The sequence below is a fragment of the Streptomyces sp. NPDC003720 genome (assembly GCF_042875075.1).
GTDB lineage: Bacteria > Actinomycetota > Actinomycetes > Streptomycetales > Streptomycetaceae > Streptomyces.
The window spans coordinates 482,178-506,833 of sequence record NZ_JBIANZ010000001.1 but is presented as its reverse complement, the minus strand read 5'-3'; the positions used below and the strand labels follow the sequence as shown (position 1 = coordinate 506,833).

Genomic DNA, 24,656 nt, shown 5'->3' with positions numbered 1-24,656 from the left:
CTCCCTTCACCGGGCCACTTCGGAGAGCGAGGGCATCGAGGACACGGCGCGGTACACCCCGGCCACGCCGTCGGCCACGCGGTCCCAGGTGTAGTGGGCCAGCACCCGTTCGCGGCCGGCGGCGCCGTGGCGGGCGAGCCGGTCCGGGTCGTCGAGCAGTTCGCGGACGACGTCGCCGAGGTGGTGGTGGTCGTCGTCCGCCGGGACGTGGACGCCGGTGACGCCGTCCACGACTGTGTCGAGCTGGCCGCCCACCGCGGTGGCGACGACCGGGGTGGCGCAGGCCATGGCCTCCAGCGGGACGATCCCGAAGGGCTCGTAGCGGGGCAGGGAGAGCACGAGGTCGGCGCCGGCCATCAGGCGCGGCATCCGGGTCCGGCCGACCCCGCCGAGCAGGGTCACCCGGTCGGTGACGCCGTACTCGCCGGCGATCGCCTGCAGTCTCCTGGCCTCCGGTTCGGCGCCCAGCAGGTCCGCCTCGGGGCCGCCTGCGACGAGGAGTTCGGCGTCGGGTATCCGGGCCAGGGCGCGGATGGCGCGGTCGAAGCCCTTGCGGGGCACGAGCCGGCCGACGGCGAGCAGCCGCCTGCGGCCGCCGGGCAGGGTCCGGGCGCGGTCGGACGGCGTGAACTGGTCGGGGTCCACGCCGCAGGGCACGACCGCGACGCGGTCCTCCGGCAGGCCCATGGCCCTCAGTTCGGCCACCTCGTCGGAGCAGGTGGCGATGATCCGCGCGCACTCGTGGCCGACGGCCTCCTCGATCGCGAGGCGCTCGGGCGGGCTGGTGTCGTCGGCGCCCTGGTAGCGCTTCTTGACGGTGCCGAGGGCGTGGTAGGTCTGCACGACGGGGACGTCCAGGCCCCGGGTTCCGGTCAGGGCGGCGAGTCCCGACATCCAGAAGTGGGCGTGCACGACGTCGGGCGGGTCCGCGGCCCACTGCCGGGCCAGGAAGGCGCCGAACGCGGCCATGTGGGGCAGCAGTTCGTCCTTCGGCACGGGTGCGGGCGGCCCGGCGGGCACGTGCACCACCTGGACGCCGTCGATGAGGGTCATCCGGTCCGGCAGGCCGGTGGAGTCCCGCCGGGTGTACACCGTGACCCGGTATCCCCTGCGGGCCAGTTGCCGGGCCAGCTGGGCCACGTACACGTTCTGGCCGCCCGCGTCCGGTCCGCCGAGCGCGGCCAACGGGCTGGCGTGCTCGGAGACCATGGCGACGCGCCCGGCGGGGGGCAGTATGCGGCTCATCGGGTGACCTCCTTGATCAGGCGCTCCCAGTCGTCGAGGAAGCGCCGTTCTCCGTAGCGGGCCAGGGCCGCGGCGCGGGCCGCCTGCCCCGTCAGGCGGGCGTGCTCCGGTTCGGCGAGGAACGTCCGTACGGCGTCCTCGAGGACGTCCAGCCGGTTGGAGACCACCCCGGCGCCGGCGGGGACCGCCTCGCGGACCTCGGTGGTGCCGAGGGCGACCACCGGCATGCCGAGGAACATGGCCTCCAGCAGGGACAGGCCGAGCGAGGTCCAGCGCACCGGGTGCAGGTACAGCCGGCAGCGGGCCATCTCGCGGTGCAGTTCGTGCTGGGGCAGGTCCCGGGTGCGGCAGCGTTCGGCGGGCAGGCCGAGGTGTGCGGCGAGTCCGTCCGTGCGCATCCCGAAGACGTCCAGGGGCGCCGCGCGGGCGAAGCGGGGCAGCAGGTCGGTTCCGGTGGTACGGCCCCTGCGCACCGGCTCGTTGACCACGACCGCGGCGCGGAGCTCCTCGCCGGTCCAGCGCCGGCCGGGGTCGACGATGCCGTGCTCCACGACCTCGGCCGGGGCCCTGCCGTTGTCCCACATCAGCCGGTTGAAGTGGGTGACGTGGACGACGGGGATCTCCGTCTGCCCGGCGAGGGGGTGGAGCTGCCGCTCCGGGGAGGCGTCGGGGCTGTTGTGTTCGACGTACACGGCGGGCACGTCCACACCGGGCCGGCGGCCGGTCCAGCGCCGGGCGAGGTCGATCTCGTGCGGGCGCTGCAGGACCATCAGGTCGATGTCGTCGTGGCGCAGTTGCGCGGGGGTGCGTTCGAGCACGGTCGCGGGCCAGTCCCAGGTCACCGCGCGGCCCAGGCCGTCGGGTCCGCGGTCCTCGGTGACCGGGAGCAGACAGGTGTGCGGGCCCCGCACGAAGGCCGTGAGCCAGGATCCGTGCACGTGCCAGACGAGGATGTTCATGACTGCCGCTCCTGGATGAGCTTGTGCACCGCGTGCACCACGTCCTGTCCGGTGACCTCGTCCAGGCAGGGGTGGCCGGGCACCGGGCAGACGAGGGCCCTGGTGTCCGCGCACGGCGCCGACTGGTCGCCGAGAAGGATGACGGGGACGCCGTACGGCGCCCAGCGGCCGGCCGGGACCACGGGCGCGAACAGCGAGACGACGGGGGTGCCGACCGCCGCGGCCAGGTGGGCCGGGCCGGTGTTGGCGCTGACCACGGCGTCGGCCGTGCGGAGCACGCCGGCGAGGGTGCGCGCGGTGGTGCGGCCGCCGAGGTCCACGGCCACGTCCCCGCTCACCCGGCGGGTGAGCGCCGTTTCGTCCGGCCCGCCGGTGACGACCACGCGGTGCCCCGCGTCGGCCAGCAGCGCGACCGCCTCCTGGCACCGGCGGGGGCTCCAGGCACGGGCGGGCGCGGTGGCGCCGGGGTGCAGCACCACGTAGGGGCCGTGGCCGGTCAGGGCGTCGGTGTCGGGCGGCGGCAGGACCCGCGGGCGGCCGTCGTCGCCGGGCGGGAGGGTGAAGCCCATCGCGGCGGCGGTGTCCAGGGCCGCCTCGACCTCGTGCCGGCCCGGCCGCCTGCGGTGGCGGACGTCCAGCAGCCGGCCCGGGTGGTCGGTGCTGTCGGCGCCGATGCGGCCGATCCCGGCGAGGCGCAGCACGAGCGCGGTCGGCAGGGGGCTCTGGTGGAATGAGGTGAGGACGAGGGCGGAGTCGAAGGCGGCCGCGCGCAGCCGCCCGGCGAGCGCGTGGACGTCGGCGGCGTCGACCGGGGGCGGGTCGAAGCCCTCCCAGGGCGCCTCCCACACCAGCACCTCGTCGACGCCGGGCAGCAGCCGGGCGGCCTCGGCGCCGCGCGGTCCGCACAGCACGGCGACGTGCGAGCTGTGCGCGGCGACGGCGCGGACGGCGGGGCCGGCGAGCAGTACGTCACCGAAGCTGTCGAGCCGGACGACGAGCGCTTTCACGGTGACCGCCTCCCGTCGCGGCCCGGGTGTCCGGGCTCCGGGGCGCCCAGTGCCGTGCGCACCGCGGTGAGGACGTCGGGGGCGCACTGGGCGGCGAAGCGCCGCACCTCGGCGGGCGCGGTGGCCGCGTTGGGGACGAGGACGCCCCGGGCGCCCGCGGCCCGGGCGGCGAGCAGGTCGGCGGCGATGTCGCCGATCACCAGGCACCGGTCCGGGCGGACGCCCAGGCGGGCGGCGGCGGTGAGGACGAGGCCCGGGCGGGGCTTGCGGCAGCCGCAGCCGGCGTCGGGGGCGTGCGGGCAGAAGACCCAGGCGCCGAGGCCGCCGAGGAGTTCGTCCGCCCGCTCGTTGACGGCGTGGACCTGGCCGGCGGTCAGCAGGCCGCGGCCGATGCCCGACTGGTTGCTGACCACGGCGGTGGCGAGTCCGGCGCGGCGGGCGAGCGCCACGGCCTCGGCGGCGCCGGGCAGCGGGCGGACGCGGTCGGGGTCGCCGTTGTAGGGGACGTCCGCGAGCAGGGTGCCGTCGCGGTCGAACAGCACGGCGCGGACGGGCGGCGGGGCCTTGCTCACGCGGCGCCTCCCAGGGGTACGGCGCCCCGGTGGCGGACGGCCCCGCGCAACCAGTGCCGTACCGCGAGCGGGGGTATGAGCACGCTGGTGCCCAGCATCCCGGCGACCTCGCGGGCGGTGCGGGGGCCGGGCCGGATCCGGGCGAGGGCGAACTCGGCCGTGCCCAGCGTCCACAGCGCCGCGCAGACGGCGGCGGCGCGGCGGCGGCCGGTGAGCGCGCAGACGGCGGAGGCGAGCGCGGCGCCGGTCACGGCGACGTGCCCGGGCAGCCGCCCCCTCGGGGCCTGGGCGCGAGCCCACCAGTCGCGTCCGTGCAGCCGGCTCATCAGGGCGTCGTCGGCGTTGCCGCGCTGCGCGGGCAGCGAGGCCCACCACTGGGACGGGCGGACCGGGTGCCGGGTGAGGCGGGTGCCGCGGTGCAGGGTCCAGCCGGCCCGCTCCATGCGCAGGGCGAGGTCGGCGTCCTCCCGGAAGGCCCGCGGGAAGCGCTCGTCGAAGCCGCCGACCTGGGTGAGCGCGGCGGTCCGGTACGCCATGTCGGCGGTCGCCCAGGCCGCGTTCTCCAGGCCCTTGGTGGTGCGCTCCCAGTCGGTGGGGCGGCGGTCCAGGGGCAGGGGGACCCGCAGCCGCCCCTGGATGCCGCCGACGTGGTCGCCGGCCGCCCGGAGATCCTCGGCGAGCCGCCGGGACCAGTCCGGCAGCACCTGGACGTCGTCGTCGAGGAAGACGGTCCAGGGCGTGCGGACGGTCCGCCAGCCGGCGTTGCGGGCCGCGGCCGGGCCCTTGCCGCCGGTGTGCAGGGCACGCACCCGGTCGAGCAGCTGTCCGGCGGACTCCAGGGGCAGTCCGGTGTCGGGGTCGGTGGCGGGCCGGTCGTCGACGACGATCACCTCGTGCGGGGGGTGTCCCGCGGCCGCGGCCAGCGCGCGCAGGCACTCGGCGAGACAGGGGCGGCCGATCGTCGGGACGACGACGGTGTAGGCGGGAGCGGCGCTCATGCGAAGGCCTTTCCGCGGCGGACGGCGAACGGGCCGAGGACCAGCAGGTCCACGGGGGCGGAGCCGAAGCACTCCAGGGCGTCCCGGGGGTCGTCCACCATGGGCCGCCCCGCGGTGTTCAGGCTGGTGTTGACCACGACGGGCAGTCCGGTGCGCCGCTCGAAGCCGTCGATCACCCGGGCGACGAGCGGCTCCTGCGCGCGGTCCACGGTCTGGATGCGGGCGGTGCCGTCGACGTGCACCACGGCCGGGATGCGGTCCTTCCAGCCGGCCGCGACGTCGTGCACGAAGAGCATGTGCGGGCTGGGCAGCGGCCCGTCGAAGAGTTCAGCGGCGCGTTCGGCGAGGACCATGGGCGCGACCGGCCGGAACTCCTCGCGGCCCTTGACGGCGTTGAGCCGTTCCAGGTTGGCGGCGTGCCCGGGGTGGGCTAGCAGGGAGCGGTGGCCGAGGGCGCGGGGCCCGTACTCGGCGCGGCCCTGGAACCAGGCCACGATCCCGTCGGCGGCCAGGGCCTCGGCGGCGGTCTCGGCGATGTCGGCGGGCTCCTCGTAGGGCACCGCCGCGCGTTCGAGCCAGTCGCGCAGCTCGGCGTCGCTCCAGCCGCGGCCGAGGGCGGCGGTCGGCATCGGCTCCAGGGTGTCCTTCTGGCCGGCCACGTGGGCGGCCGCGCCGAGGGCGGTGCCGGCGTCCCCGGCGGCGGGCTGCACCCACACGTGCCTGAAGCCGCTCTCCCGCCAGATCCGGGTGTTGGCGACGCAGTTCAGGGCGACGCCGCCGGCCATGGTGAGGACGTCCTCGCCGGTGCGCTCGCGCAGCCACCGGGCGAGGGCCAGCATCGTCTCCTCCAGGCACTTCTGGGCGCTGGCCGCGAGGTCGGCGTGGTCCTGGCTCCAGGCCCCGCCCGCCTCGCGCGGCGGGACGATGTCGGCCCAGGGCACCGGGCGGGCCCGGAAGCCGCCGCGGTCGTCGGCCCCGACGTACTCGCGCAGCCGGTCGGCGAAGCGCGGGGTGCCGTGCGAGGCCAGCGCCATCACCTTGAACTCGTCGCTGCTGCGCAGGAATCCGAGGTGCTGGGTGAGGTCCTCGTAGAACAGGCCGAGGGAGTCGGGCAGCTCCTGGGCGCCGAGGACGGTCAGCTCGCGGTTGGTGTACCGGCCGGCCAGGTGGGAGCCGCACTCGCCGCGGCCGTCCAGGACGAGGACGGCGCAGTCCGGGTAGGGCGAGACGGGTCCGGCGGAGGCCGCGTGCGCGACGTGGTGCGCGACGAAGCGGACCTTGGCCGGGTCCAGTCCGGGCAGCGCCTCGGCGAGGAAGCTCGGGGCCTGGCGGGCGTACTCCTGGCGGAGGTGGTCCCAGGGGTCGTGCAGGCCCATCCGCTCGGCGGGGCGGGCCAGCGCGGGGTCGTAGGAGTAGGCGACGGCGTCCAGGTCGGACGGGCTCAGGCCGGCCTGCTCCAGGCACCAGCGGGCGGAGAGCCCGGGCAGTTCCCAGGCGGAGAAGGGCAGGGGCCGCTTGCCGTGCTTGCGACGGGAGAACCGTTCCTCCTCCGCCGCCGCCACGACCTTGCCGTCCGTCACCAGGGCGGCGGCGGGGTCGTGGAAGAGTGCGTTGATACCGAGGACGTGCATGCGCTGTCTCCTGGGCGGCGGGCGGGGGCGGGTGGTCAGGTCTGTGCGGCCGGCTCCTCGTCCGTGGGCGGTGTCCGCTCGTCCGGGGCCCCGGCGGGCTCCCGCGGAGGCAGGGTCCGCTCCTTTGGGGACAGGGCGGTGAAGTAGGCGATCGTCTGCTTCAGGCCCTCCTCCCAGGGCACCTGCGGGGACCAGCCGAGCAGTTCGCGGGCGAGCGCGGTGTCGGGGCGGCGCCGGCCGGGGTCGTCCACGGGCCGGTCGACGAACGCGATCGGCGAGCGGGAGCCGGTCAGGGCGACCACGCGGCGGGCGAGGTCGGCCATGGTGATCTCGTCGGCGCCGCCGATGTTGACGGGCCGCACCGACCGGCTGGCCGCCACCCGCAGCACCCCGTCGACGGTGTCGTCGACGTAGCACAGCGAGCGGGTCTGGCTGCCGTCGCCGGTCACGGTGAGGGGTTCGCCGGCCAGGGCCTGGCTGACGAAGGTGGGCACGGCGCGTCCGTCGTGGGCGCGCATACGGGGCCCGTAGGTGTTGAACAGCCGGACGATCCCGGCGTCGGTGCCGCGGGCGCCGGCGTGCGCGGTGACGAGCGCCTCGGCGAACCGCTTGGACTCGTCGTACACGCTGCGCGGGCCGACCGGGTTGACGTTGCCCCAGTATCCCTCGTGCTGGGGGTGCACCAAGGGGTCGCCGTACACCTCGGAGGTGGAGGCGAGCAGGAAGCGCGCGCCGTCGCGTCCGGCGATCGTCAGGGCGTTGCGGGTGCCGAGGCTGCCCGCGTCCAGGGTCTCCAGCGGCAGCCGGAGGTAGTCGGCGGGCGACGCCGGGCAGGCGAAGTGCAGGACCAGGTCGTACGGTCCGGCCAGCCGCTCGGGGCAGTCGGGCGCGCTGACGTCGCAGGGCACGTAGCGGAACCCGGGCCGGTCTTCGAGGTGGGCGACGTTCTCCCGCCGGCCGCAGACGAGGTTGTCGGCGCAGTCGACTTCGGCACCCGAATCCAGCAGGCGTTCGCACAGATGGGAACCGAGGAAGCCGGCACCGCCGGTCACGACGGCACGGCGCCAGGGCACCGCGAAGGTCTCACCAGTCATGGAGGCTCGTCCTTAGTCCACGTCACCCGCGTCGCCGGGGCGCCCGGAACCCCGCGTACCGCGGGCGCTCGGCGCGTGTCACGGCCCGGCCGGCCTCGTCGCCGGCTCATCGAGCGGGACTGTGATGGAAGACGGAAAGGGGCCCGGTCCCCGCTGATCCGGAGGACCGCCCTCGTCGGCCGCCGCTTTCTGGACGGCACTGGCAGTGGTGTTCCCCTGCCAGTTGGCTTCACACCTTAGATCCATCATGTCCGGAATGCCGGGTACTCGCGACTCCGGATGATCGGCCGGCCCGGGAACGCCTCGGGACGACCTGGGCTTCCGGCCCCCCGCGGTGCCCTGTGCGCCGGCCCGGTGACCGCCGTCGCTCCGGTGGCGGACGGCGCACGGGCGAGGGCCGGGTGGAGCCGCCGGGCCACCGGCGGTGACCGAGGCGGGTGCGCCGTCCGCGCGGATCGTGGACCGCGGGCGGGGCGGGCGCTCCCCGGAACGGGCCGAACGGCGGCGGAGCGCCACTCGATGGACTGAGCGGCGGGGGCCCGGCCGTGTGGCCGGGCGGGGACGGGGCACTCGGCGCGGCGACGAGCGGCGGGCCGCGCACGGCTCCCGCGCGCATCCGAGGAGGCAACGACATGGGTCACGGCGGAAACGTCATCCAGGAACTGACGACCGATCACCGGGAGGTCGAGGAGATCTTCGGCCGCATCGAGGCGATGCCTCCCGGCTCCGGGGAACGCAAGAAGCTGGCCGACCAGGCCACCATCGAACTGGTCCGTCACTCGGTGGCCGAGGAGGCCTATCTCTACCCGGCGGTGCGCAAGCACATCGAGGGCGGGGACGCGCTGGCCGACAAGGAGCTCGAGGACCACGCCCAGGCCGAGCAGATCATGAAGGACCTGGAGGGCCTGGACGCGGACGACGCCCGGTTCGACACCCTCATGACCCGGCTGATGAGCGAGATCCGCTCGCATGTGGCCGACGAGGAGCAGAACCTCTTCCCGCGGCTCCAGGCGGCCTGTCCGCCGGAGGCGCTGGACGAGCTCGGCGAGAAGGTGCGCAAGGCGAAGAAGACCGCGCCGACCCGCCCGCACCCGATGGCCCCGGACAAGCCCCCGGCCAACAAGCTGCTGGCGCCCGGCGCCGGCATGGTGGACCGGCTGCGGGACGCGATGTCGGGGCGGGGCAAGGAGAGCTGAGCAGGCTCACGCCCGCCGGCCCGGTCGGGACCCTCCGGCGCCCGCCGCCCCCTGATGACGGGGCGGCGGGCGCCGGAGGGTCTGCCGTGTCCATGGCCCTCCCGTCACCGCGTCCCGAGCGGAGGCCCGCGGAGCGGGTGCTCACAGCCACCGGGTGAGCCGGCGGCCGGGCCGGACCCGGCGGGTCACGCGGCACAGCAGCCGGAACGACTGGACGAGGGTGAGCGGCCACAGCAGGGCGAAGCACCACAGCGGTGCGGGTGCGGAGGTGCGCACCCCCGTGACGGCCGCGAAGGCCGACGCGGTGAGCAGCAGCAGGACGGACAGCGGCAGCCACACGCCCCGCTCACCGCGGGTGCTCCGGCGGTCCCCGCCCATCCGGCGCTCGGCGGCCCGCATCCGGTGGACGAACCGGCGGTCCTGCCGGAGGTTCGCCTCCATCTGCAGCAGCGCGAGCCGCTCGCGCGACGAGAGCAGCACGTCCTCGGGGGTCTCCCAGTCGTCCACGGGAACGGCACCTCCTCGCACCGGCCGACGGCCCGCCCCCCTCTTCCGGGCTCTTGCGGGAGCCGAGTTCCCCGTGCGGCCGCCCCGAAGCGGCCGTTCGCCGCGGGTACCGCCGCCACCGGGACGGGCGCCATCGCACCCGAGGCCGCGCACGTGACCTTCCGTGCCGCAGGGCCGATACTGCCAGTAGCAACGTCTCCAGCCCTCTCACATCGCCCATATGACAGCGGGTACCGGGCCGCCGGCCCCCCGCCAGGCTTGCCAGGAGGCACCCATGAGGATGCTGATCAACGTCCCCGAGACCGTCGTGGCGGATGCGCTGCGCGGGATGGCGGCCGCTCATCCGGAGCTGACCGTGGACGTGGAGAACCGGGTGGTCGTGCGCCGGGACGCCCCCGTGGCCGGTCAGGTCGCGCTGGTCTCGGGCGGCGGGTCGGGGCACGAGCCGCTGCACGGTGGTTTCGTCGGTCCGGGCATGCTCTCGGCGGCCTGCCCCGGAGAGGTGTTCACCTCGCCGGTGCCGGACCAGATGGCGCGGGCCGCGGCGGCCGTCGACAGCGGGGCCGGCGTGCTGTTCATCGTGAAGAACTACACCGGTGACGTGCTCAACTTCGACATGGCCGCGGAACTCGCCGAGGACGAGGGCATCCAGGTCGCCAAGGTCCTGGTCAACGATGACGTGGCGGTGACCGACAGCCTGTACACGGCCGGGCGGCGCGGCACCGGCGCCACGCTGTTCGTGGAGAAGATCGCCGGCGCGGCCGCGGCCGAGGGGCAGCCCCTGGAGCGGGTGGAGGCCATCGGGCGCCAGGTGAACGAGAACGCCCGCAGTTTCGGAGTGGCGCTCAGTGCCTGTACGACGCCGTCGAAGGGCAGCCCCACCTTCGATCTTCCGGACGGCGAGCTGGAGTTGGGCATCGGCATCCACGGCGAGCCGGGCCGGGAGCGGCGGGCGATGATGACCTCAGGGGAGATCGCCGACTTCGCGGTGCACGCCATCCTGGAGGACATGCCCCCGCACAACCCCGTGCTGGTCCTGGTCAACGGCATGGGCGCCACTCCGCTGCTGGAGCTGTACGGCTTCAACGCCGAGGTGCAGCGGGTGCTCACCGAACGCGGTGTGACCGTGGCCCGCACCCTCGTCGGCAACTACGTCACCTCCCTCGACATGGCGGGCGCCTCGGTCACCCTGTGCCAGGTCGACGAGGAACTGCTGCGGCTGTGGGACGCGCCGGTGAAGACCCCCGGGCTGCGCTGGGGGATGTGACGCGGCGGACGAAGCGGCCAACCCCCTACCACGCAAGGAGATCCAGTGCTCGACGCCGATTTCTTCCGCCGTTGGATGACCGCGACCGCCGCGTCGGTCGACCGGGAGGCGGACCGGCTCACCGCCCTCGACTCCGCCATCGGCGACGCCGACCACGGCAGCAACATGCAGCGCGGGTTCACGGCGGTCACGACCGCTTTCGAGAAGGAGGCGCCGGACACTCCCGGGGCCGTGCTGACTCTCGCCGGGCGGCTGCTGATCTCGACGGTCGGCGGGGCGTCCGGACCGCTCTACGGCACCCTGCTGCGCCGGACCGGCAAGGCGCTCGGGGACGCCGCCGAGGTGAGCGAGGAGCAGCTGGCCGAGGCGCTCCGCGCGGGCGTGGACGGGGTGATGGCGCTCGGCAAGGCGGTCCCCGGCGACAAGACCATGATCGACGCCCTGGTACCGGCGGTGGACGCGCTCGGCGACGGGTTCGCCGCGGCGCGCACGGCCGCCGAGGAGGGCGCGGTGGCCACCACTCCGCTGCAGGCCCGCAAGGGCCGGGCCAGTTACCTCGGCGAGCGCAGCATCGGGCACCAGGACCCGGGCGCCACGTCCTCCGCCCTGCTGATCGCCGGGCTCGTGGAGGCGGCCGGTGAGGAGGTCAGTGGTGAGTGACGAGAAGCTGGTGGGGATCGTGCTGGTGTCGCACAGCGCGGAGGTCGCCGCCTCGGTCGCCGAGCTGGCGAAGGGGCTGGCGGGCGGGGCAACGGCGGTGCCGGTCGCCCCGGCGGGCGGCACCGAGGGCGGCGGGCTCGGCACCAGCGCCGAGCTGATCAGCGCCGCGGCCGCCGCCGTGGACCGGGGCGCGGGTGTCGCCGTGCTCATGGACCTCGGCAGCGCGGTGCTCACCGTGAAGGCCCTGCTCGCCGAGGGCGACGAACTCCCCGAGGGCGCGCGTCTGGTGGACGCACCGTTCGTCGAGGGCGCGGTCGCCGCGGTGGTCACGGCGGCCACGGGCGCCGACCTGGACGCGGTCGAGGCCGCGGCGGCCGAGGCGTACAGCTACCGTAAGGAGTGAGTTCCGGGGCCGGCGGCGGACCGCGGGCCGACCACCGGGGCCCGCCCCGGCGAAGGCGGCCCGCCGCACGGCTCGACGGACGTAGGCCCTGTCGCACGGCCCGGCGGACGCAGGCCCTGTCGCACGGCCCGGCGGACGCACCCTGCAGCAGGGCTCGGACGTACCCCGCAGCATGGCTCGCCGGACGTACCCCCGCCGCACGGCATCGCGGACGTCGCCCGCGGGGTGTGGCGGACATGGGCCCCGCCGCACGGCTCGACCGACGTACCCCGGCCGCACGGCTCGACGGACATATTCGCCGCACGGCATGGCGGACGTCGCCCGCGGGGTGTGGCGGACCCCGCCGGACAGCTCGGCGTACGTAGGCCTCGCCGCACGGCTCGGTGGGGCCGGTGCTCAGTGGTGGTCGACGAAGTGGCGGGCCAGCCGCTCGCCCGCCTGCACCGCCGCCCGGTGGCTCTCGATCGGGGTGATGCGGGAGTCCTTGAAGACGATGTACGTGACGCCGGAGGCGGCTCCGCCGCGGATCGGGTCGGGGTGGATGCCCAGACCGCGGGCGGTGGCGTAGGAGGCCTCGCCGATGATGTCGCGCGGGCCGGCGTCGCCGACGACCGCGTACTGCACCCGGTCCCGGTAGACCACGGCCGCGACGGAGCCGCCCCGGATGCCGTAGTCGCGGTGGTCCCAGATGCGGCTCGGGCCCGGCAGCACGATGTAGGGCAGGGACGCGGCGCTCAGATGGCGGCCGTCGGACTGCTGGTAGGCGGTGGCGGCCGCGAACAGCGGATCGGTGCGGCGGTTGCAGCGGGCGGTGGGCCGTCCGTCGCAGTCGATGTCCAGATCGGCCTTCCAGAACACCGCCCCGCGGGTGCCGCACACGGAGACCTTCGCGGACGAGACGTGGTCGGTGCGGTACCCGCCCCGGGAGACCCGGTCGCAGGAGCGCACCCGGTCCAGCAGGTCGGCGGCGGTCACGGCGCCCTCGCCGTGCGCCGCCGTCACGGCGCCCCCACCGCGGGCGGCGGTCACGGCTCCCTCGTCACGGACGGCGGTCGCGGCGCCCTCGCCGCGCGCGGCCGTCGCGGCGCCCTTGTCGCGCGCGGCCGGTGGTCGCTCCCCGGTCGGTACGGCAGCGGCGGGCGGTGTCGTCGGGGCGAGCAGGGCGGCGCCGGCCACGACCAGCGTCAGCGTCTGGACACGCACTCTGAGGGACCCTCTCCTCGGGAACATTCCGGACACCATGCCCAAAACGTCATCACCGAGCGAGTGCGACACTCCTTTGGGTCCGGATGGAGCAGCACCTTGACGCTTTCGTCTGATGAAAAGCCAAAAGGAGCCGAGACCCGGGATCACGCCGCTCGGCTCCCGCCGACGCCGTCGGCCCGGCCCCCTTGTCATGCCCGCACCCAGCCGGTCATATTGGTCCGGACCTTTGCCGTTACGCTGTCCCCCGGGAAGGCAGAGCCGTGCGACGCGTTCCCCTTCCGCCCCTGCTGGTTCCCGCCCTCCTCGTCCTGGTCGCGTCCTGCGGCTGGGGCGGCGCGGCCGAGGGCGACGACGGCCGGGCGCCGGGCGCCCCGACGGGGGTCACCGCCGCGGCCGGCAGCGCCACGAGCGTGCACGTGATGTGGAACGCGGTGACGGGCGGCGCCGCGGTCAGCGGCTACGAGGTATATCGCGGACGCACGAAAGTCAGCGAAGCGCCGGGCACACAGCACATGGTGGACGTCACCAGGCTCAGGCCGTCCACCATGTATGCCTTCACCGTGCGGGCCCGGGACGCGGACGGCCGCCTCGGTCCGCCGAGCCGGGCGGTGCGGGCGCGGACGCCGGCCGCGGTGGCGGCGGACCACTCGGCGCCGGCCCGCCCGGCCGGACTCGCCGGGCGGGCGGTGGGCAGCCGCGCGGTCCAGCTGTCCTGGTCCGCCTCCCGGGACGACCGGGGCGTGGCGTCGTACGAGATACGGCAGGGCGGCGCGACGATCCACAGCGTCGGCGGCGGGCAGCGCGCGACCGTGGTCACCGGGCTGCGCCCGGGCACCCGCTACGTCTTCACGGTGCGGGCCCGGGACGCGGCCGACAACCTCTCCCCCGCCAGCGCGCCGGTCCGCGTCACCACGCCCGGCGCCGACGACGGCCGGGACACCGCGCCGGCCGCGTTCACCGCGTCGAGTCACCGGTCCGGCGGGGCGTACTACATCGACCTGTCCTGGGATCCGCCGGCCGTGGACGGGGTGGTCACCGAGTACCGGATCCGGCTCGACGGCGCCGCGGCCACCTCGCTGGTCTGGGGCGGCGATCCGCCGCGGGGCCGGGCGCACTACAGCTTCTTCGCCGGGCGCGAGGCGGGCGCAACGCACCGGGTACGGCTCGCGGCCCGGCTGCCCGACGGCACCTGGGGCGGCTTCTCGGCGGAACGGACGGTGGTCCTGGGCGGGCACCGGGGCGGCTGACGCGCCGGACGGGGACCGGAGCGCGGAGCGCGCGCCGGGGCACGCCGGACGGGTTAAGGATCACCCGACTGGGCGCGGTCCGGGTGCGCCGGGGGCCGGCGCCGCGTTTGCTGCCGTTGAGGCACGGACGTTTCCCGACCTCGGCGGCGCATGGGACGTACCGCCAACCGTGCCGCCGGAGGGCCAGCCAATGCGCAACTCCCGACTTCTCCTCCGCTCCGGTCTGACCCTGGCGGCCGCCGCCGCGCTTCCGGCCTCACTCGCCGGACCGTCGGCCGCGGCCTCCGGCATATCCGTGAGCACCACCGGTTCCACGGTCTCGGTCGTCACGAGTGCGTGCACCCAGAGCAACGGCAGCTGGGGCAACGCCTCCCTGATCAGCAGCCGCCAGGGGAACTTCTCCCAGGGGCGGCAGGTCGCCCTCTCGGGCACCACCGTCAGCCAGTCCGCGGCCTGGTCGGGGGTGAGCCCGGGGACGTACACGGTGGTCGTGATGTGCTCCAACGGCACGACCGCGGGCACCCAGTCGGTGATCGTCTCGGCGCCCAGCGCGTCCAGCGCGCCCACGATCTCGTCGACGTTCACGCCCGCGCCCTCGCGCGGCGTGAAGGGCGGCGTCGGCGGCGCCAGCCGGGACTACGGCCCGCTCACCCTGGGGATCGGCGCGACCCTGGTGACGGCGGCCGTGGCGGCGACCGTCTGGTTCCTGCGCCGGCGTTCGAAGCCGTACCGGCTCTGAGCCGGCGTTCCGGCGCCCGGCGGCGCCGGCATCGGCGACCCTCAGGCGGGCGTGCCGTCCGCCGGTTCCGCCCCGTTCTCCCCGGTGGCCGGGGGAAGTTCGGCGAACTCCTTCAGCGCGCGGGTGAGCCACTGGGTCCAGAAGGTCTCCAGGTCGATACCGGCGCGCAGGACCAGGTGGCGCAGGCGGTCCTCGGGGGTGTCCCGGCCCGGCGGGAAGTCGCGCCCCTCGATCTCCTCGTACTCGGCCAACTGCCGCCGGTGCAGCTCCAGATGGCGGCCGAGCTCGGCCTCGAGGCCCGCCGTGCCGACGACCGCGGCCGCGCGCAGCCGCAGGAACAGCGCGTCGCGGTGCGGCCTCGGGTCCTGGGACTCGGCGGTCCAGCGGGCCAGTTCGGCGCGGCCCGCGGGCAGGACCTCGTAGCTCTTCTTCTGCCCGCGGGCCGGCTGCTCGGCCGGCAGCGCGCGGATGAAACCCTCCCCCTCCAGCTTCCCCAGCTCGCGGTAGATCTGCTGGTGCGTCGCGGACCAGAAGTAGCCGATCGACCGGTCGAACCGGCGGGTCAGCTCCAGGCCCGACGACGGCTTCTCCAGCAGGGCGGTGAGGATGGCGTGCGGGAGTGACATGGGCTCATCCTAGGGACGCGCGCCGGGGCTACAGCGCCGCCGCCAGCTCGGTGCCCTGCTTGACGGCCCGCTTGGCGTCCAGCTCGGCGGCGACGTCGGCGCCCCCGATCAGGTGGGCGCTGCGGCCGGCGGCGACCAGCTCCTCGTACAGGTCGCGGCGCGGCTCCTGGCCGGTGCACAGCACCACCGTGTCGACCTCGAGGACCGTGCTCTCCTCGCCGACGGTGATGTGCACCCCGGCGTCGTCGATCCGGTCGTAGCGCACGCCCGGGACCATGGTCACGCCCCGGTGCTTGAGCTCGGTGCGGTGGATCCAGCCGGTGGTCTTGCCCAGTCCGGCGCCGACCTTGGTGGTCTTGCGCTGCAGGAGGTGGACGGTGCGGGGCGGGGCGGGCCGCCGCGGGGCGGTGAGGCCGCCGGGCGCCCGGTAGTCCATGTCGACGCCCCAGTTGCGGAAGTAGGTGCCCGGGTCCTCGCTCGCCTTGTCGCCGCCGTCGGTGAGGTACTCGGCGACGTCGAAGCCGATGCCGCCGGCGCCGAGCACGGCCACCCGGTCGCCGACGGGGGCGCCGTCCCGCAGCACGTCGAGGTAGCCGAGCACGCTGGGGTGGTCGGCGCCGGGGATCTCGGGGACGCGCGGGGTGACGCCGGTGGCGACGACGACCTCGTCGTAGCCGTCGAGGTCCGCCGCGGTGACCCAGGCGCCGAGCCGCACGTCGACGCCGTGCTCGTCGAGCTGGTGGCGGAAGTAGCGCAGCGTCTCGTCGAACTCCTGCTTGCCGGGGACCTTGCGGGCCACGTTGAGCTGGCCGCCGATCTCGTTCGCGGCGTCGAACAGGGTGACGGTGTGGCCGCGTTCGGCTGCGCTGACGGCGCAGGCCAGGCCGGCCGGTCCGGCGCCGACGACGGCGACCCGCTTGGCCAGCCGGGTCGGGGAGAGCACCAGCTCGGTCTCGTGGCAGGCGCGCGGGTTGACCAGGCAGGAGGTGATCTGCCCGCTGAAGGTGTGGTCGAGGCAGGCCTGGTTGCAGCCGATGCAGGTGTTGATGGCCTCCGGCTTCCCGGCGGCGGCCTTGGCGACGAAGTCGGGGTCGGCGAGCATCGGGCGGGCCACGGACACCATGTCCGCGCAGCCGTCGGCGAGCAACTCCTCCGCCAGGTCCGGGGTGTTGATGCGGTTGGTGGTCACCAGCGGGACGGACACCTCGCCCATCAGCTTCTTCGTGACCCAGGTGTAGGCGCCGCGCGGCACGGAGGTGGCGATGGTGGGGATGCGGGCCTCGTGCCAGCCGATGCCGGTGTTGATGATCGTCGCCCCGGCGGCCTCGACCGCCTTGGCGAGGGTGACGACCTCCTCCAGGGAGGAGCCGCCCGGGACCAGGTCCAGCATGGACAGCCGGTAGATGATGATGAAGTCCTCGCCGACGGCCTCGCGCACGCGCTTGACGATCTCGACGGGGAAGCGCATCCGGTTCTCGTACGAGCCGCCCCAGCGGTCGGTGCGGTGGTTGGTCTGCGCGGCGATGAACTCGTTGATCAGGTAGCCCTCGGAGCCCATGATCTCGACGCCGTCGTAGCCGGCCCGCCGGGCGAGGCGGGCGGCGCGGGCGTAGTCCTCGATGGTCCGCTCGACGTCGGCGTCGTCGAGCTCGCGCGGCACGAAGGGGCTGATGGGGGCCTGCACCGGGCTCGGGGCCACCAGGTCCCGGTGGTAGGCGTACCGGCCGAAGTGCAGGATCTGCATGGCGATCCGGCCGCCCTCGCGGTGCACGGCGTCGGTGACGGTCCGGTGCTGCTCCGCCTCCTCCTCCGTGGTGAGCCTGGCGCCGCCCTCGTAGGGCCGGCCCTCGTCGTTGGGCGCGATGCCGCCGGTGACGATGAGGCCCACTCCGCCGCGGGCGCGGGCCGCGTAGAACGCCGCCATCCGCTCGAAGCCGCGCTCGGCCTCCTCGAGGCCGACGTGCATGGAGCCCATGAGCACGCGGTTGGGAAGGGTGGTGAAACCCAGGTCGAGCGGGGACATCAGGTGCGGGTAACGGCTCATGGGGCCCTCCGTGCGGGGTGCGGTCGCCTCTTGTTGTAGAGGAAGCGCACCCCGTTGTGCAACTAGTTGCATAAACGGGCGGAGGTGAGTCCGGCCACTTCACGCGGACACGACGGCGCCCCGGCCGGCTCTTCGCCGGCCGGGGCGCCGTCGTGCGTTCCGCTCTCCGGCCCCGCGGGGCCCCGTCAGCGGCTCTCCAGCCGCAGGTGCAGGTCCCGCTCCTGGTCGCCGGAGGCGGTGCAGGTCTCCTCGACGGTGAACATGGAGTCCAGCGTCGCGCGGAACCGGTCCACGGCCCAGTAGCTGCCCTGGACGTCCGCGAGGATGGACGAGTCGAGGTGGACGGGCGCACATCCGGAACCGCGGGCGTCCGCGACGTCGTACGTGCCGAGCCACACCATCGGACGGACATCGTCGAGCTGCCTCGGAATCTCCTCCGGCGCCCGGTCCGACGCGAAGCAACTGTTCAGGGCTTCGAATACGAGGCGGGCGTCCTCCTTGGAGCCGCTGATCTCCACCGAGACGGTCTCCTGGTGCGACTGGTCCGTGTTCTCCATGACCGCTCCTTTCCTGGCCGCGCTGCGGTGGAACGGGGTACCCCGCCGGACCGCGTCCATCCTCAGCAAAGCACCGCGGACCGGCGAGCACACCTCAGCGGAGGAAGGGGCCGTCCGCCTCAGCCGCGGGTGAACTTGTACGTCTTGCTGTCCGTGAGGACACAGAAGCCGGGCGACACGACGATGACGCGCAGCACCCCGGTACGGCGGTCGTAGTCGACGCCCTCCGCCTCGAAGGCCCCGGAGCAGGAGCTGCGCAGCGGCAGCCGGCGCAGGGCGGTGACATGGCCGGTGACGTCCGCCGTGCCGTTGGGCGCCGCGGACAGGTCGATCCGCAGCAGCGGCTTGGTGATGCCGAAGAGGGAGCCGTCCGGGTCGTCGGAGGAGCACAGCAGGGTGGTGGGACCGGAGAAGTCGCAGCCCTGGACGTCGCGCACGGCGTGGTCGAGGTCGACGTCGGAGACCTTCGGCAGGTTCGCGGAGGGCGAGGTGGCCGGATTGACCCCGGGGGTGGGGAAGACGAGCAGGCGGTTCATGGTGCCCCACTCCCCCGACAGCATCCACTGGCCGTCGGGCGAGACGGCCGCCCAGGAGTTGTTCAGGGCCTCGCCGGGGCTCAGCGCGTGGACGTACTCCGACCAGCCGCCGCCCGGGGCCTGCACGCGGTACATCTTCGAGCTGCCCGAGTCGCGCTGGTAGGGCTCGATGTAGTGGCCGTCGTACGAGGCGTCGGGGTCGCCCACGTGGTTCCAGCCGCGGCTGGAGACCCCGATCGGGATGGTGCCGATGCCGGTGTACCGGTTGGGGCTGTTCGCCGGGACCTCCACCGAGGTCAGCCCCTGGCTCTCGGTCAGCGGATCGGCCCGGTCGGAGCCGGTCTCGGTCCAGGTCTCGGCGGCGTGGGCCGGGGCGGGTGCGGCGAGGGACACGACTGCGGCGGTCGCCAGGACGACGAGTCCGGTGAGGACAGCGTGACAACGTTGCCTGGCGGAGGGGGACGCGGGCATGGCCGGCTCCTCAGAGGAGGGGGGTGGGTGCACTCGGTCGGCGGACAGTCTGGCCCGATGGAGTGGTCATGTACAGGCCAGTGGAGCAACATGGGCGTGAACTCTCCCGGCCGCGGGCACCGTCCCGCGCGGCCCCGCGGGCCGCGGCCGGCGCCCGCGGCGTACGTCCGCCGCCCGGTTGAGAGATGGTGGAGATAGGTGCGACGGCGCGGAGAGTCGGGAGTGAGCGCGGTAGAACAAGGGCAGTCGGCACTGAGGAGTGCGTGCCGTGCGATCGGGCGAAGGCGGTGCGGGGCATGAGTGCAGCCGGGGCTCCGGTGACGGACGGCAACGAGCCGGTGCGCGGACCGGTGCGCGCCGGCGGACTGCTCGACGTGCTGCGCGTGGCGTCGGTGGTGCTGGACGACAGCGGCCGCATCGTGCTGTGGAGCCCGCAGGCCGAGGAGCTGTTCGGCTACTCGGCGCGGGAGGCCCTCGGCCAGTACGCCGCCCGGCTGATGGTCGACGAGCGGCACATCCAGCTCGTGGGCAAGCTGTTCGCCGACGTGATGCGCACCGGCCAGAGCTGGGCCGGCGGCTTCCCGATCCGCCGCAAGGACGGCAGCACCCGCCTGGTGGAGTTCCGCAACATGCGGCTGCTGGACGACCGGGGGGACGTGTACGCGCTGGGGCTCGCCGCCGACCAGTCGACCGTGCGGCGCCTGGAGCAGGACGTGGCACTGTCCGAGCGGATGGTGCAGCAGTCGCCGATCGGGCTCGCCGTGCTCGACACCGAGCTGCGGTTCGTCACCGTCAACCCCGCTCTGGCCCGGAACAACGGCGTGCCGGCCGAGGAGCACATGGGACGCAGACTGCGCGACGTGCTGCCGCTGCTGGACACCGGCGCCCTGGAGGCCGCGACCCGCCGGGTCCTGGAGACCGGCGTCCCGGTCATCGACGCGCCCCTGGTCGGCCGGACCCAGGCCGACCCGGACCGGGACCGCACCTGGTCGCAGTCGCTGTACCGCCTCGAGGACGCGACGGGCAACGTGCTCGGGGTCGCCGTCTCACTGGTCGACATCACCGAGCAGCACCGGGCCTCGCAGGAGGCGGAGACGGCGCGGCGCCGGCTCGCGATCATCGCCGACGCCTCCGTCCGCATCGGCACCACGCTGGAGCTGGAGCGCACCGCCTGCGAGCTGGCCGACGTCTCGGTGCCTGCGCTGGCCGACATCGCCGCCGTGGATCTGCTGGACGCGGTGGTGGAGGGACGGCCCAGCACGCTGGGTCCCGCGGAGGGTGCGGTGATCCGGGCCCTCGCGGTGCGCCCGGCGGACAGCTCCGACGGGGTGTGCGCCGCCGACCCGCCCGGCCAGGTCGCCCGCTACGGACCGGACCGCCTGGTCACGCAGTGCGTGCGCACGGGCGAGGTGGTGCTGGTGCCGCGGGTGAAGGACGAGGACCTGCCACGGATCGCCCGCTCGCCGGAGGCGGCCGCACTGCTGGGCCGGGCGGGTCTGCACTCCTACCTGGCCGTGCCGCTCATCGCGCGCGGCGAGGTGCTCGGCGCCCTCGACCTCAAGCGGACCCGCAATCCGGCGCCCTTCGACGAGGACGACGTCCTGCTGGCCCGGGAGCTGGCGGCCCGCGCCGCCGTGCACATCGACAACGCCCGCTGGTACCAGGACGCCCGCAACACCGCGCTCACCCTGCAGCGCAGCCTGCTGCCGGGCCGGCCGCCGGTGACGACCGGCCTGGAGGTGGCCTCCCGGTACCAGCCGGCGGGCGCCACCAGCGAGGTCGGCGGCGACTGGTTCGACGTGATCCCGCTGGACGGCGGCAGTACCGCGCTCGTGGTGGGCGACGTGATGGGCAGCGGTATCAGCGCGGCCGCGACCATGGGCCGGCTGCGCACCGCGACGACCACGCTGGCCGCGCTCGGCCTCGACCCGGCGGTGCTGCTGGAGCACCTGGACAAGACGACCTCCGCCCTGGACCACTCCATCGCCACCTGCGTCTACGCCGTCCACGATCCGCGGCTGCGCCGGTGCCGGATCGCCAACGCCGGACACCTGCCCCCGGCCCGGGTCCGGCCGGGCCGCCCGCCGGAGCTGCTCGACCTGCCCACCGGGGTGCCGCTGGGGGTGGGCGGGGTGGAGTTCTCGACCGTCACCGTCGACTTCGAGCCGGGCGACCTGCTGGTGTTCTACACCGACGGTCTGGTCGAGACCCGCCGCCATTCGCTGGACGAGCGCCTGGACTTCCTGCTGTCCCTGCTGGACGACCCGGCCCGCCCGCTGGAGGAGGCCTGCGACCTGCTCCTGCGCACGCTGCACCACCCGGACAACCACGACGACGTGGCGCTGCTCATCGCCCGGGCGCTAGAGCTGCCGTAGGACGCGTCAGCGTTCCCGGACGCCGATCACCACATGGGCGTACAGCTCCTCCGACGCCGCCGTACGGGCCGTCAGGCCGGCGTCGGTGAAGGCCCGCAGTGCCGCCGGGGCCTGGCGCTCGCTGGTCTCGGCCAGCACTACGCCGCCGGGAGCCAGCCAGCCCGGGGCGCCGGCGGCGACCCGGCGCAGGACGTCGAGTCCGTCCGCGCCGCCGTCGAGCGCGGCCGGCGGCTCGTGGTCGCGGGCCTCCGCGGGGAGGAGCGGCACCTCCGCGCTCGGTACGTAGGGCACGTTGGCGGTGAGGATGCCGATCCGGCCCCGCAGCGCCGGCGGCAGCGCGTCGAACAGGTCGCCCACATGGGACCGGCCCTCGTACGGGGCGAGGTTGCGGCGGGCGCAGCGTACGGCGGCGGGGTCGATGTCGGCGGCGTGCACCTCGACGGGGCCGAGCGCGTCGGCCAGGGCCGCGCCGAGCGCACCGGAGCCGCAGCACAGGTCGACCACGACCGTGGCGTCCGGGGCCTGCGCCAGGGCCTGGTCGACCAGGAACTCGGTACGGCGGCGCGGCACGAAGACACCCGGTTCCACGGCGATGCGCAGACCGTGGAACAGCGCCCAGCCGAGGACCTGTTCGAGCGGCAGGCCGGCGGTCCGCCGGTCCACCATCGAGGCCAGTTCGGCGGGGGTGCGGGCGGTGCCGAGGATCAACTCCGCCTCGTCCTCGGCGAAGACGCACCCGGCGGCACGCAACGCGGAGACGACGGCGGAGGCGGAGAGCGGGGGCAGGGAGGGCACGGAGGACATGCGGGCCGAGAGCCTTTCGGAGAACCGGAGCCCAGGGGCGCTCTCGTGCTCAGAGCGAGCCGTCGCGAGGCGGGAGCACCCGGGCTGACACAGCGGTGATGGGTCCCACCTCCTCAACGGCCGTCCGGCCGCGGACACTCCGCGACCGGACGGTCACCTTACCCCAGCGCCCCGGCTCGCGGTGCGGCACTCGGAGCCCGGAAGAAGGGGACCGCGCGCCGTTCACACGCCCACGCTCTCCTCCACCTCTTCCTCGGCCGCCTCGGCCGCCTCGGTCTCCCGGTCCGGGACGCGCTCGGCCCCCTTCGAGGGCGCGTTCGCGGGGGGCGTGGTCGCGGCCGCGGGGGTCCGGGAGTGTTCGAAGGCGGCGGCGATCGCGGTCACCGCGAGGCCGGCGAGGAGCCAGACCAGCAGGGTCCACACGGTGCGGCCGAGGCCGTCGCCGCCGAAGTAGAGGAGGCCGCGGACGCCTTCCACGAAGCCGGCGCCGTTCCAGAAGGAGTGCAGGGCGCCGAAGAAGCCGTTCTGGAGCTCGGGCCCGAACAAACCGCCCGAGCTCGTGAAGTTGAGCATCACGAACAGCACCATCATGGTCAGCGTGGTCCACCGCCTGAGAAAGGTGTGCAGTCCGACGCCGATGAGCAGGATGCCCGCCGAGTAGAGCCACGCCAGCCCCCAGACGCCGGCGAGGTCGTGGTGGGCGAGGTGGAACACCGGTCCCGCGAGCAGGGCGCCGATGCCGGCGACCACCGCGGAGACGCCGGCCGCCAGCAGCGCCCGTACCCGCATGGGAAGGGCGGCGCCCGCCGCGCCCAGGGCGGCGACCGAGGCGTAGGAGCCGATGCTGACCGCGATGAGCAGGAAGAACAGGCCCTGCCCGGTGGGGTCGTCGGCGACCGGGGCGGCCACGTCGGTCACCTTCAGCGGCGCGCCCCGCTCCGCGGCGACCGGGGTGAACACCTTCTCGGCGGCCGTCGCGCCCATGTCGGACGCGGCGGTGGCGACCAGCAGCTCCGGAGTCCTCGCGGCCGGTACGTAGGCGCCGGTGACGTCCCGGGACCGGAGCAGGCGGACGGCGTCGGTGCGGGTGGCCACCGTGCGGACGTCGAGCCGGTCCCCCGCGGTGTCCTTGACGGTCTGGGCGAACACCTTCGTCCCGGGACCGGTGCCGACGACGGCGACGGGCAGGTGGTTCGGCTCCGGCGTGACGAAGGCGCCCATGTAGGCGAGCCCCATGCCCAGGCACATCAGGAGCGGGGTAATCAGGTGGGTGAGCACATGGCGCAGCGCCGGCGACCTCATCGTGGGCGGCCTCCGAAATCCGATGGTTGGCTTATACAACTTCCGTTCAAGTTGTACTATACAACTAGAACGCCCGAGGAGGTAGCCGTGACAGCAGCAGCCGAGACGGCCGTCGAGACCATCCAGCGAGAGATGACGATCTTCGCCCGCCGGGCCCGGGCCTCGGCGGGGCGCATGCACCCCGAGCTGTCCCTCGTCTCGTACACGCTGCTCGGGCACCTGGAGGAGAGCGGCGGCTGCCGGGCCACCGACCTGGCCGCGCACTACGCCCTGGACAAGTCGACGGTCAGCCGTCAGGTGACCGCGCTGGAGCGGGCCGGTCTCGTCGAGCGCCGCACCGACCCGGAGGACCACCGCGTCCAGGTGCTGGACCTGACGGAGGCCGGCCGGGCGATCCTCGCCCAGGTCACGCGCAGCCGCCGGGCCGCCTTCCGGGAGCGGCTCGCCGCATGGCCGGAGGACGACCTGGTCCGTTTCGCCCGGTACCTGGAGCGGTACAACGCGGAACCCGGCCCGGCCACCGGCCCCGACGGGCCTGACCTGGGGCGGAGCACCCGCGAGGACAGCGTACGGTGGAAACCATGAACGTCACCCGAGGCTTCACGGGGCGTCCCCGCGTCACCGATCCCGGACTGCCGCCGGGGCAGTACGACGCGCGCGACGAGTGGCCCGTCCTGTCCGCCGAGGTCACCCCGGATATCGCCCCCGCCGACTGGTCCTTCCGCATCGACGGGCTGGTGGAGCGGCCGCACACCTGGGACTGGGAGCAGGCCCGGGCGCTGCCCGCGGCGGCGTACGAGGGTGACATCCACTGCGTGACCGGCTGGTCGAAGTTCGGGGTGCGCTTCGGGGGCGTCTCGCTGGACGCGTTCCTCGACGTGGTGCGGCCGGCCGCGGCCGCCACCCACGCGGTGGCCTACTCGCACACCGGCTACTCCACGAACCTGCCGCTCGCCGACCTGACCGGCGGCCGGGCCTGGATCGCCTGGGACTTCGACGGCCGGCCGCTCGCGCCCGAGCACGGCGGCCCGGCGCGGCTGCTGGTGCCGCACCTGTACTTCTGGAAGAGCGCCAAGTGGATCGCGGGCATCACGCTCCTCGACCACGACGAGCCCGGTTTCTGGGAGGCGAACGGCTACCACGAGCGGGGCAACCCCTGGGAGGAGCAGCGGTACTCCGGTGACTGAGACAGTGACCTCGGCCCGCGTTC

At 74.6% G+C, this 24,656-nt stretch carries 24 protein-coding genes; 9 read left to right on the top strand and 15 right to left on the bottom strand.

The window, feature by feature from the left end:
- Positions 1-6: 6 nt before the first annotated feature.
- The 7 genes from ACFYU0_RS02650 to ACFYU0_RS02620 are packed head-to-tail and all read right to left on the bottom strand — an operon-like array spanning position 7 to position 7,506.
- The gene (locus ACFYU0_RS02650; RefSeq protein WP_351660924.1) at positions 7-1,245 is read right to left on the bottom strand and encodes a glycosyltransferase; all 1,239 of its coding nucleotides are present in this window, start codon (positions 1,243-1,245) and stop codon (positions 7-9) included.
- Complete coding sequence (locus ACFYU0_RS02645) at positions 1,242-2,204, bottom strand: glycosyltransferase (protein ID WP_389297295.1); 963 nt, start codon at positions 2,202-2,204, stop codon at positions 1,242-1,244. The genes ACFYU0_RS02650 and ACFYU0_RS02645 overlap by 4 nt, the downstream gene beginning before the upstream one ends.
- Complete coding sequence (locus ACFYU0_RS02640) at positions 2,201-3,211, bottom strand: glycosyltransferase family 9 protein (RefSeq protein ID WP_389297293.1); 1,011 nt, start codon at positions 3,209-3,211, stop codon at positions 2,201-2,203. The genes ACFYU0_RS02645 and ACFYU0_RS02640 overlap by 4 nt, the downstream gene beginning before the upstream one ends.
- Complete coding sequence (locus tag ACFYU0_RS02635; protein WP_389297292.1) at positions 3,208-3,783, bottom strand: D-glycero-alpha-D-manno-heptose-1,7-bisphosphate 7-phosphatase; 576 nt, start codon at positions 3,781-3,783, stop codon at positions 3,208-3,210. Before ACFYU0_RS02635 ends, ACFYU0_RS02640 begins: the two co-directional genes overlap by 4 nt.
- On the bottom strand, positions 3,780-4,781 hold the full coding sequence (locus ACFYU0_RS02630; RefSeq protein WP_351660912.1) for a glycosyltransferase: 1,002 nt from the start codon (positions 4,779-4,781) through the stop codon (positions 3,780-3,782). Before ACFYU0_RS02630 ends, ACFYU0_RS02635 begins: the two co-directional genes overlap by 4 nt.
- Entirely contained in the window at positions 4,778-6,412 is a 1,635-nt protein-coding gene (locus ACFYU0_RS02625) for a carbamoyltransferase (RefSeq protein WP_389297291.1), read from the bottom strand. The genes ACFYU0_RS02630 and ACFYU0_RS02625 overlap by 4 nt, the downstream gene beginning before the upstream one ends.
- Positions 6,413-6,447: 35 nt before the next feature.
- A complete protein-coding gene (locus tag ACFYU0_RS02620) occupies positions 6,448-7,506 on the bottom strand; it encodes an NAD-dependent epimerase/dehydratase family protein (RefSeq protein ID WP_389297290.1) in 1,059 nt (352 codons plus the stop codon).
- 632 nt (positions 7,507-8,138) lie between these two features.
- On the opposite strand from ACFYU0_RS02620, the gene ACFYU0_RS02615 reads away from it, so the two are divergent.
- Entirely contained in the window at positions 8,139-8,702 is a 564-nt protein-coding gene (locus ACFYU0_RS02615) for a hemerythrin domain-containing protein (RefSeq protein ID WP_351660905.1), read from the top strand.
- A gap of 141 nt (positions 8,703-8,843) precedes the next feature.
- On the opposite strand, the gene ACFYU0_RS02610 is transcribed toward ACFYU0_RS02615, so the two are convergent.
- Positions 8,844-9,209 (bottom strand): DUF3040 domain-containing protein, encoded by a 366-nt coding sequence (locus ACFYU0_RS02610; RefSeq protein ID WP_389297288.1) that lies wholly within the window; start codon positions 9,207-9,209, stop codon positions 8,844-8,846.
- A gap of 274 nt (positions 9,210-9,483) precedes the next feature.
- On the opposite strand from ACFYU0_RS02610, the gene dhaK reads away from it, so the two are divergent.
- From dhaK to ACFYU0_RS02595, 3 genes are read left to right on the top strand one after another with little or no spacing between them, the layout of a single operon-like run.
- Positions 9,484-10,476 carry a dihydroxyacetone kinase subunit DhaK gene (dhaK, locus tag ACFYU0_RS02605; protein ID WP_351660900.1) on the top strand — a complete coding sequence of 331 codons (993 nt, stop codon included), beginning with the start codon at positions 9,484-9,486 and terminating at the stop codon, positions 10,474-10,476.
- A gap of 45 nt (positions 10,477-10,521) precedes the next feature.
- Entirely contained in the window at positions 10,522-11,136 is a 615-nt protein-coding gene (dhaL, locus tag ACFYU0_RS02600) for a dihydroxyacetone kinase subunit DhaL (RefSeq protein ID WP_351660897.1), read from the top strand.
- Entirely contained in the window at positions 11,129-11,539 is a 411-nt protein-coding gene (locus ACFYU0_RS02595; RefSeq protein WP_351660894.1) for a PTS fructose transporter subunit IIA, read from the top strand. The genes dhaL and ACFYU0_RS02595 overlap by 8 nt, the downstream gene beginning before the upstream one ends.
- Before the next feature lie 396 nt (positions 11,540-11,935).
- On the opposite strand, the gene ACFYU0_RS02590 is transcribed toward ACFYU0_RS02595, so the two are convergent.
- Positions 11,936-12,742, bottom strand: a complete 807-nt coding sequence (locus tag ACFYU0_RS02590; RefSeq protein WP_351660891.1) for a glycoside hydrolase family 75 protein — start codon at positions 12,740-12,742, stop codon at positions 11,936-11,938.
- 263 nt (positions 12,743-13,005) lie between these two features.
- On the opposite strand from ACFYU0_RS02590, the gene ACFYU0_RS02585 reads away from it, so the two are divergent.
- Complete coding sequence (locus tag ACFYU0_RS02585) at positions 13,006-13,992, top strand: fibronectin type III domain-containing protein (protein ID WP_389297286.1); 987 nt, start codon at positions 13,006-13,008, stop codon at positions 13,990-13,992.
- Between the two features lie 190 nt (positions 13,993-14,182).
- Complete coding sequence (locus ACFYU0_RS02580; RefSeq protein WP_351660885.1) at positions 14,183-14,731, top strand: hypothetical protein; 549 nt, start codon at positions 14,183-14,185, stop codon at positions 14,729-14,731.
- 41 nt (positions 14,732-14,772) lie between these two features.
- Here ACFYU0_RS02580 and ACFYU0_RS02575 read toward each other — a convergent pair whose 3' ends face one another.
- From ACFYU0_RS02575 to ACFYU0_RS02560, 4 genes are all read right to left on the bottom strand, one after another.
- Positions 14,773-15,357, bottom strand: coding sequence for a PadR family transcriptional regulator (locus tag ACFYU0_RS02575; RefSeq protein WP_351660884.1), 585 nt, complete (start codon positions 15,355-15,357; stop codon positions 14,773-14,775).
- Between the two features lie 28 nt (positions 15,358-15,385).
- Positions 15,386-17,401: an NADPH-dependent 2,4-dienoyl-CoA reductase gene (locus ACFYU0_RS02570; protein ID WP_351660882.1), complete on the bottom strand. Its 2,016-nt coding sequence runs from the start codon at positions 17,399-17,401 to the stop codon at positions 15,386-15,388.
- Positions 17,402-17,586: 185 nt separating this feature from the next.
- Positions 17,587-17,958, bottom strand: a complete 372-nt coding sequence (locus ACFYU0_RS02565; RefSeq protein ID WP_389297284.1) for a hypothetical protein — start codon at positions 17,956-17,958, stop codon at positions 17,587-17,589.
- Between the two features lie 119 nt (positions 17,959-18,077).
- The gene (locus tag ACFYU0_RS02560; RefSeq protein ID WP_351660877.1) at positions 18,078-18,965 is read right to left on the bottom strand and encodes a hypothetical protein; all 888 of its coding nucleotides are present in this window, start codon (positions 18,963-18,965) and stop codon (positions 18,078-18,080) included.
- A gap of 296 nt (positions 18,966-19,261) precedes the next feature.
- Here ACFYU0_RS02560 and ACFYU0_RS02555 point away from each other — a divergent pair, with 296 nt between their 5' ends.
- A complete protein-coding gene (locus ACFYU0_RS02555) occupies positions 19,262-21,340 on the top strand; it encodes a SpoIIE family protein phosphatase (protein ID WP_389297281.1) in 2,079 nt (692 codons plus the stop codon).
- 6 nt (positions 21,341-21,346) lie between these two features.
- On the opposite strand, the gene ACFYU0_RS02550 is transcribed toward ACFYU0_RS02555, so the two are convergent.
- Complete coding sequence (locus ACFYU0_RS02550) at positions 21,347-22,144, bottom strand: putative protein N(5)-glutamine methyltransferase (RefSeq protein ID WP_351660872.1); 798 nt, start codon at positions 22,142-22,144, stop codon at positions 21,347-21,349.
- A gap of 222 nt (positions 22,145-22,366) precedes the next feature.
- Positions 22,367-23,446, bottom strand: a complete 1,080-nt coding sequence (locus ACFYU0_RS02545) for a hypothetical protein (RefSeq protein ID WP_351660869.1) — start codon at positions 23,444-23,446, stop codon at positions 22,367-22,369.
- 132 nt (positions 23,447-23,578) lie between these two features.
- On the opposite strand from ACFYU0_RS02545, the gene ACFYU0_RS02540 reads away from it, so the two are divergent.
- Together ACFYU0_RS02540 and ACFYU0_RS02535 are read left to right on the top strand one after the other, a co-directional pair.
- Positions 23,579-24,031 (top strand): MarR family winged helix-turn-helix transcriptional regulator, encoded by a 453-nt coding sequence (locus tag ACFYU0_RS02540; RefSeq protein ID WP_389297955.1) that lies wholly within the window; start codon positions 23,579-23,581, stop codon positions 24,029-24,031.
- A complete protein-coding gene (locus ACFYU0_RS02535) occupies positions 24,028-24,633 on the top strand; it encodes a sulfite oxidase-like oxidoreductase (protein WP_389297279.1) in 606 nt (201 codons plus the stop codon). The genes ACFYU0_RS02540 and ACFYU0_RS02535 overlap by 4 nt, the downstream gene beginning before the upstream one ends.
- Positions 24,634-24,656: the final 23 nt, after the last annotated feature.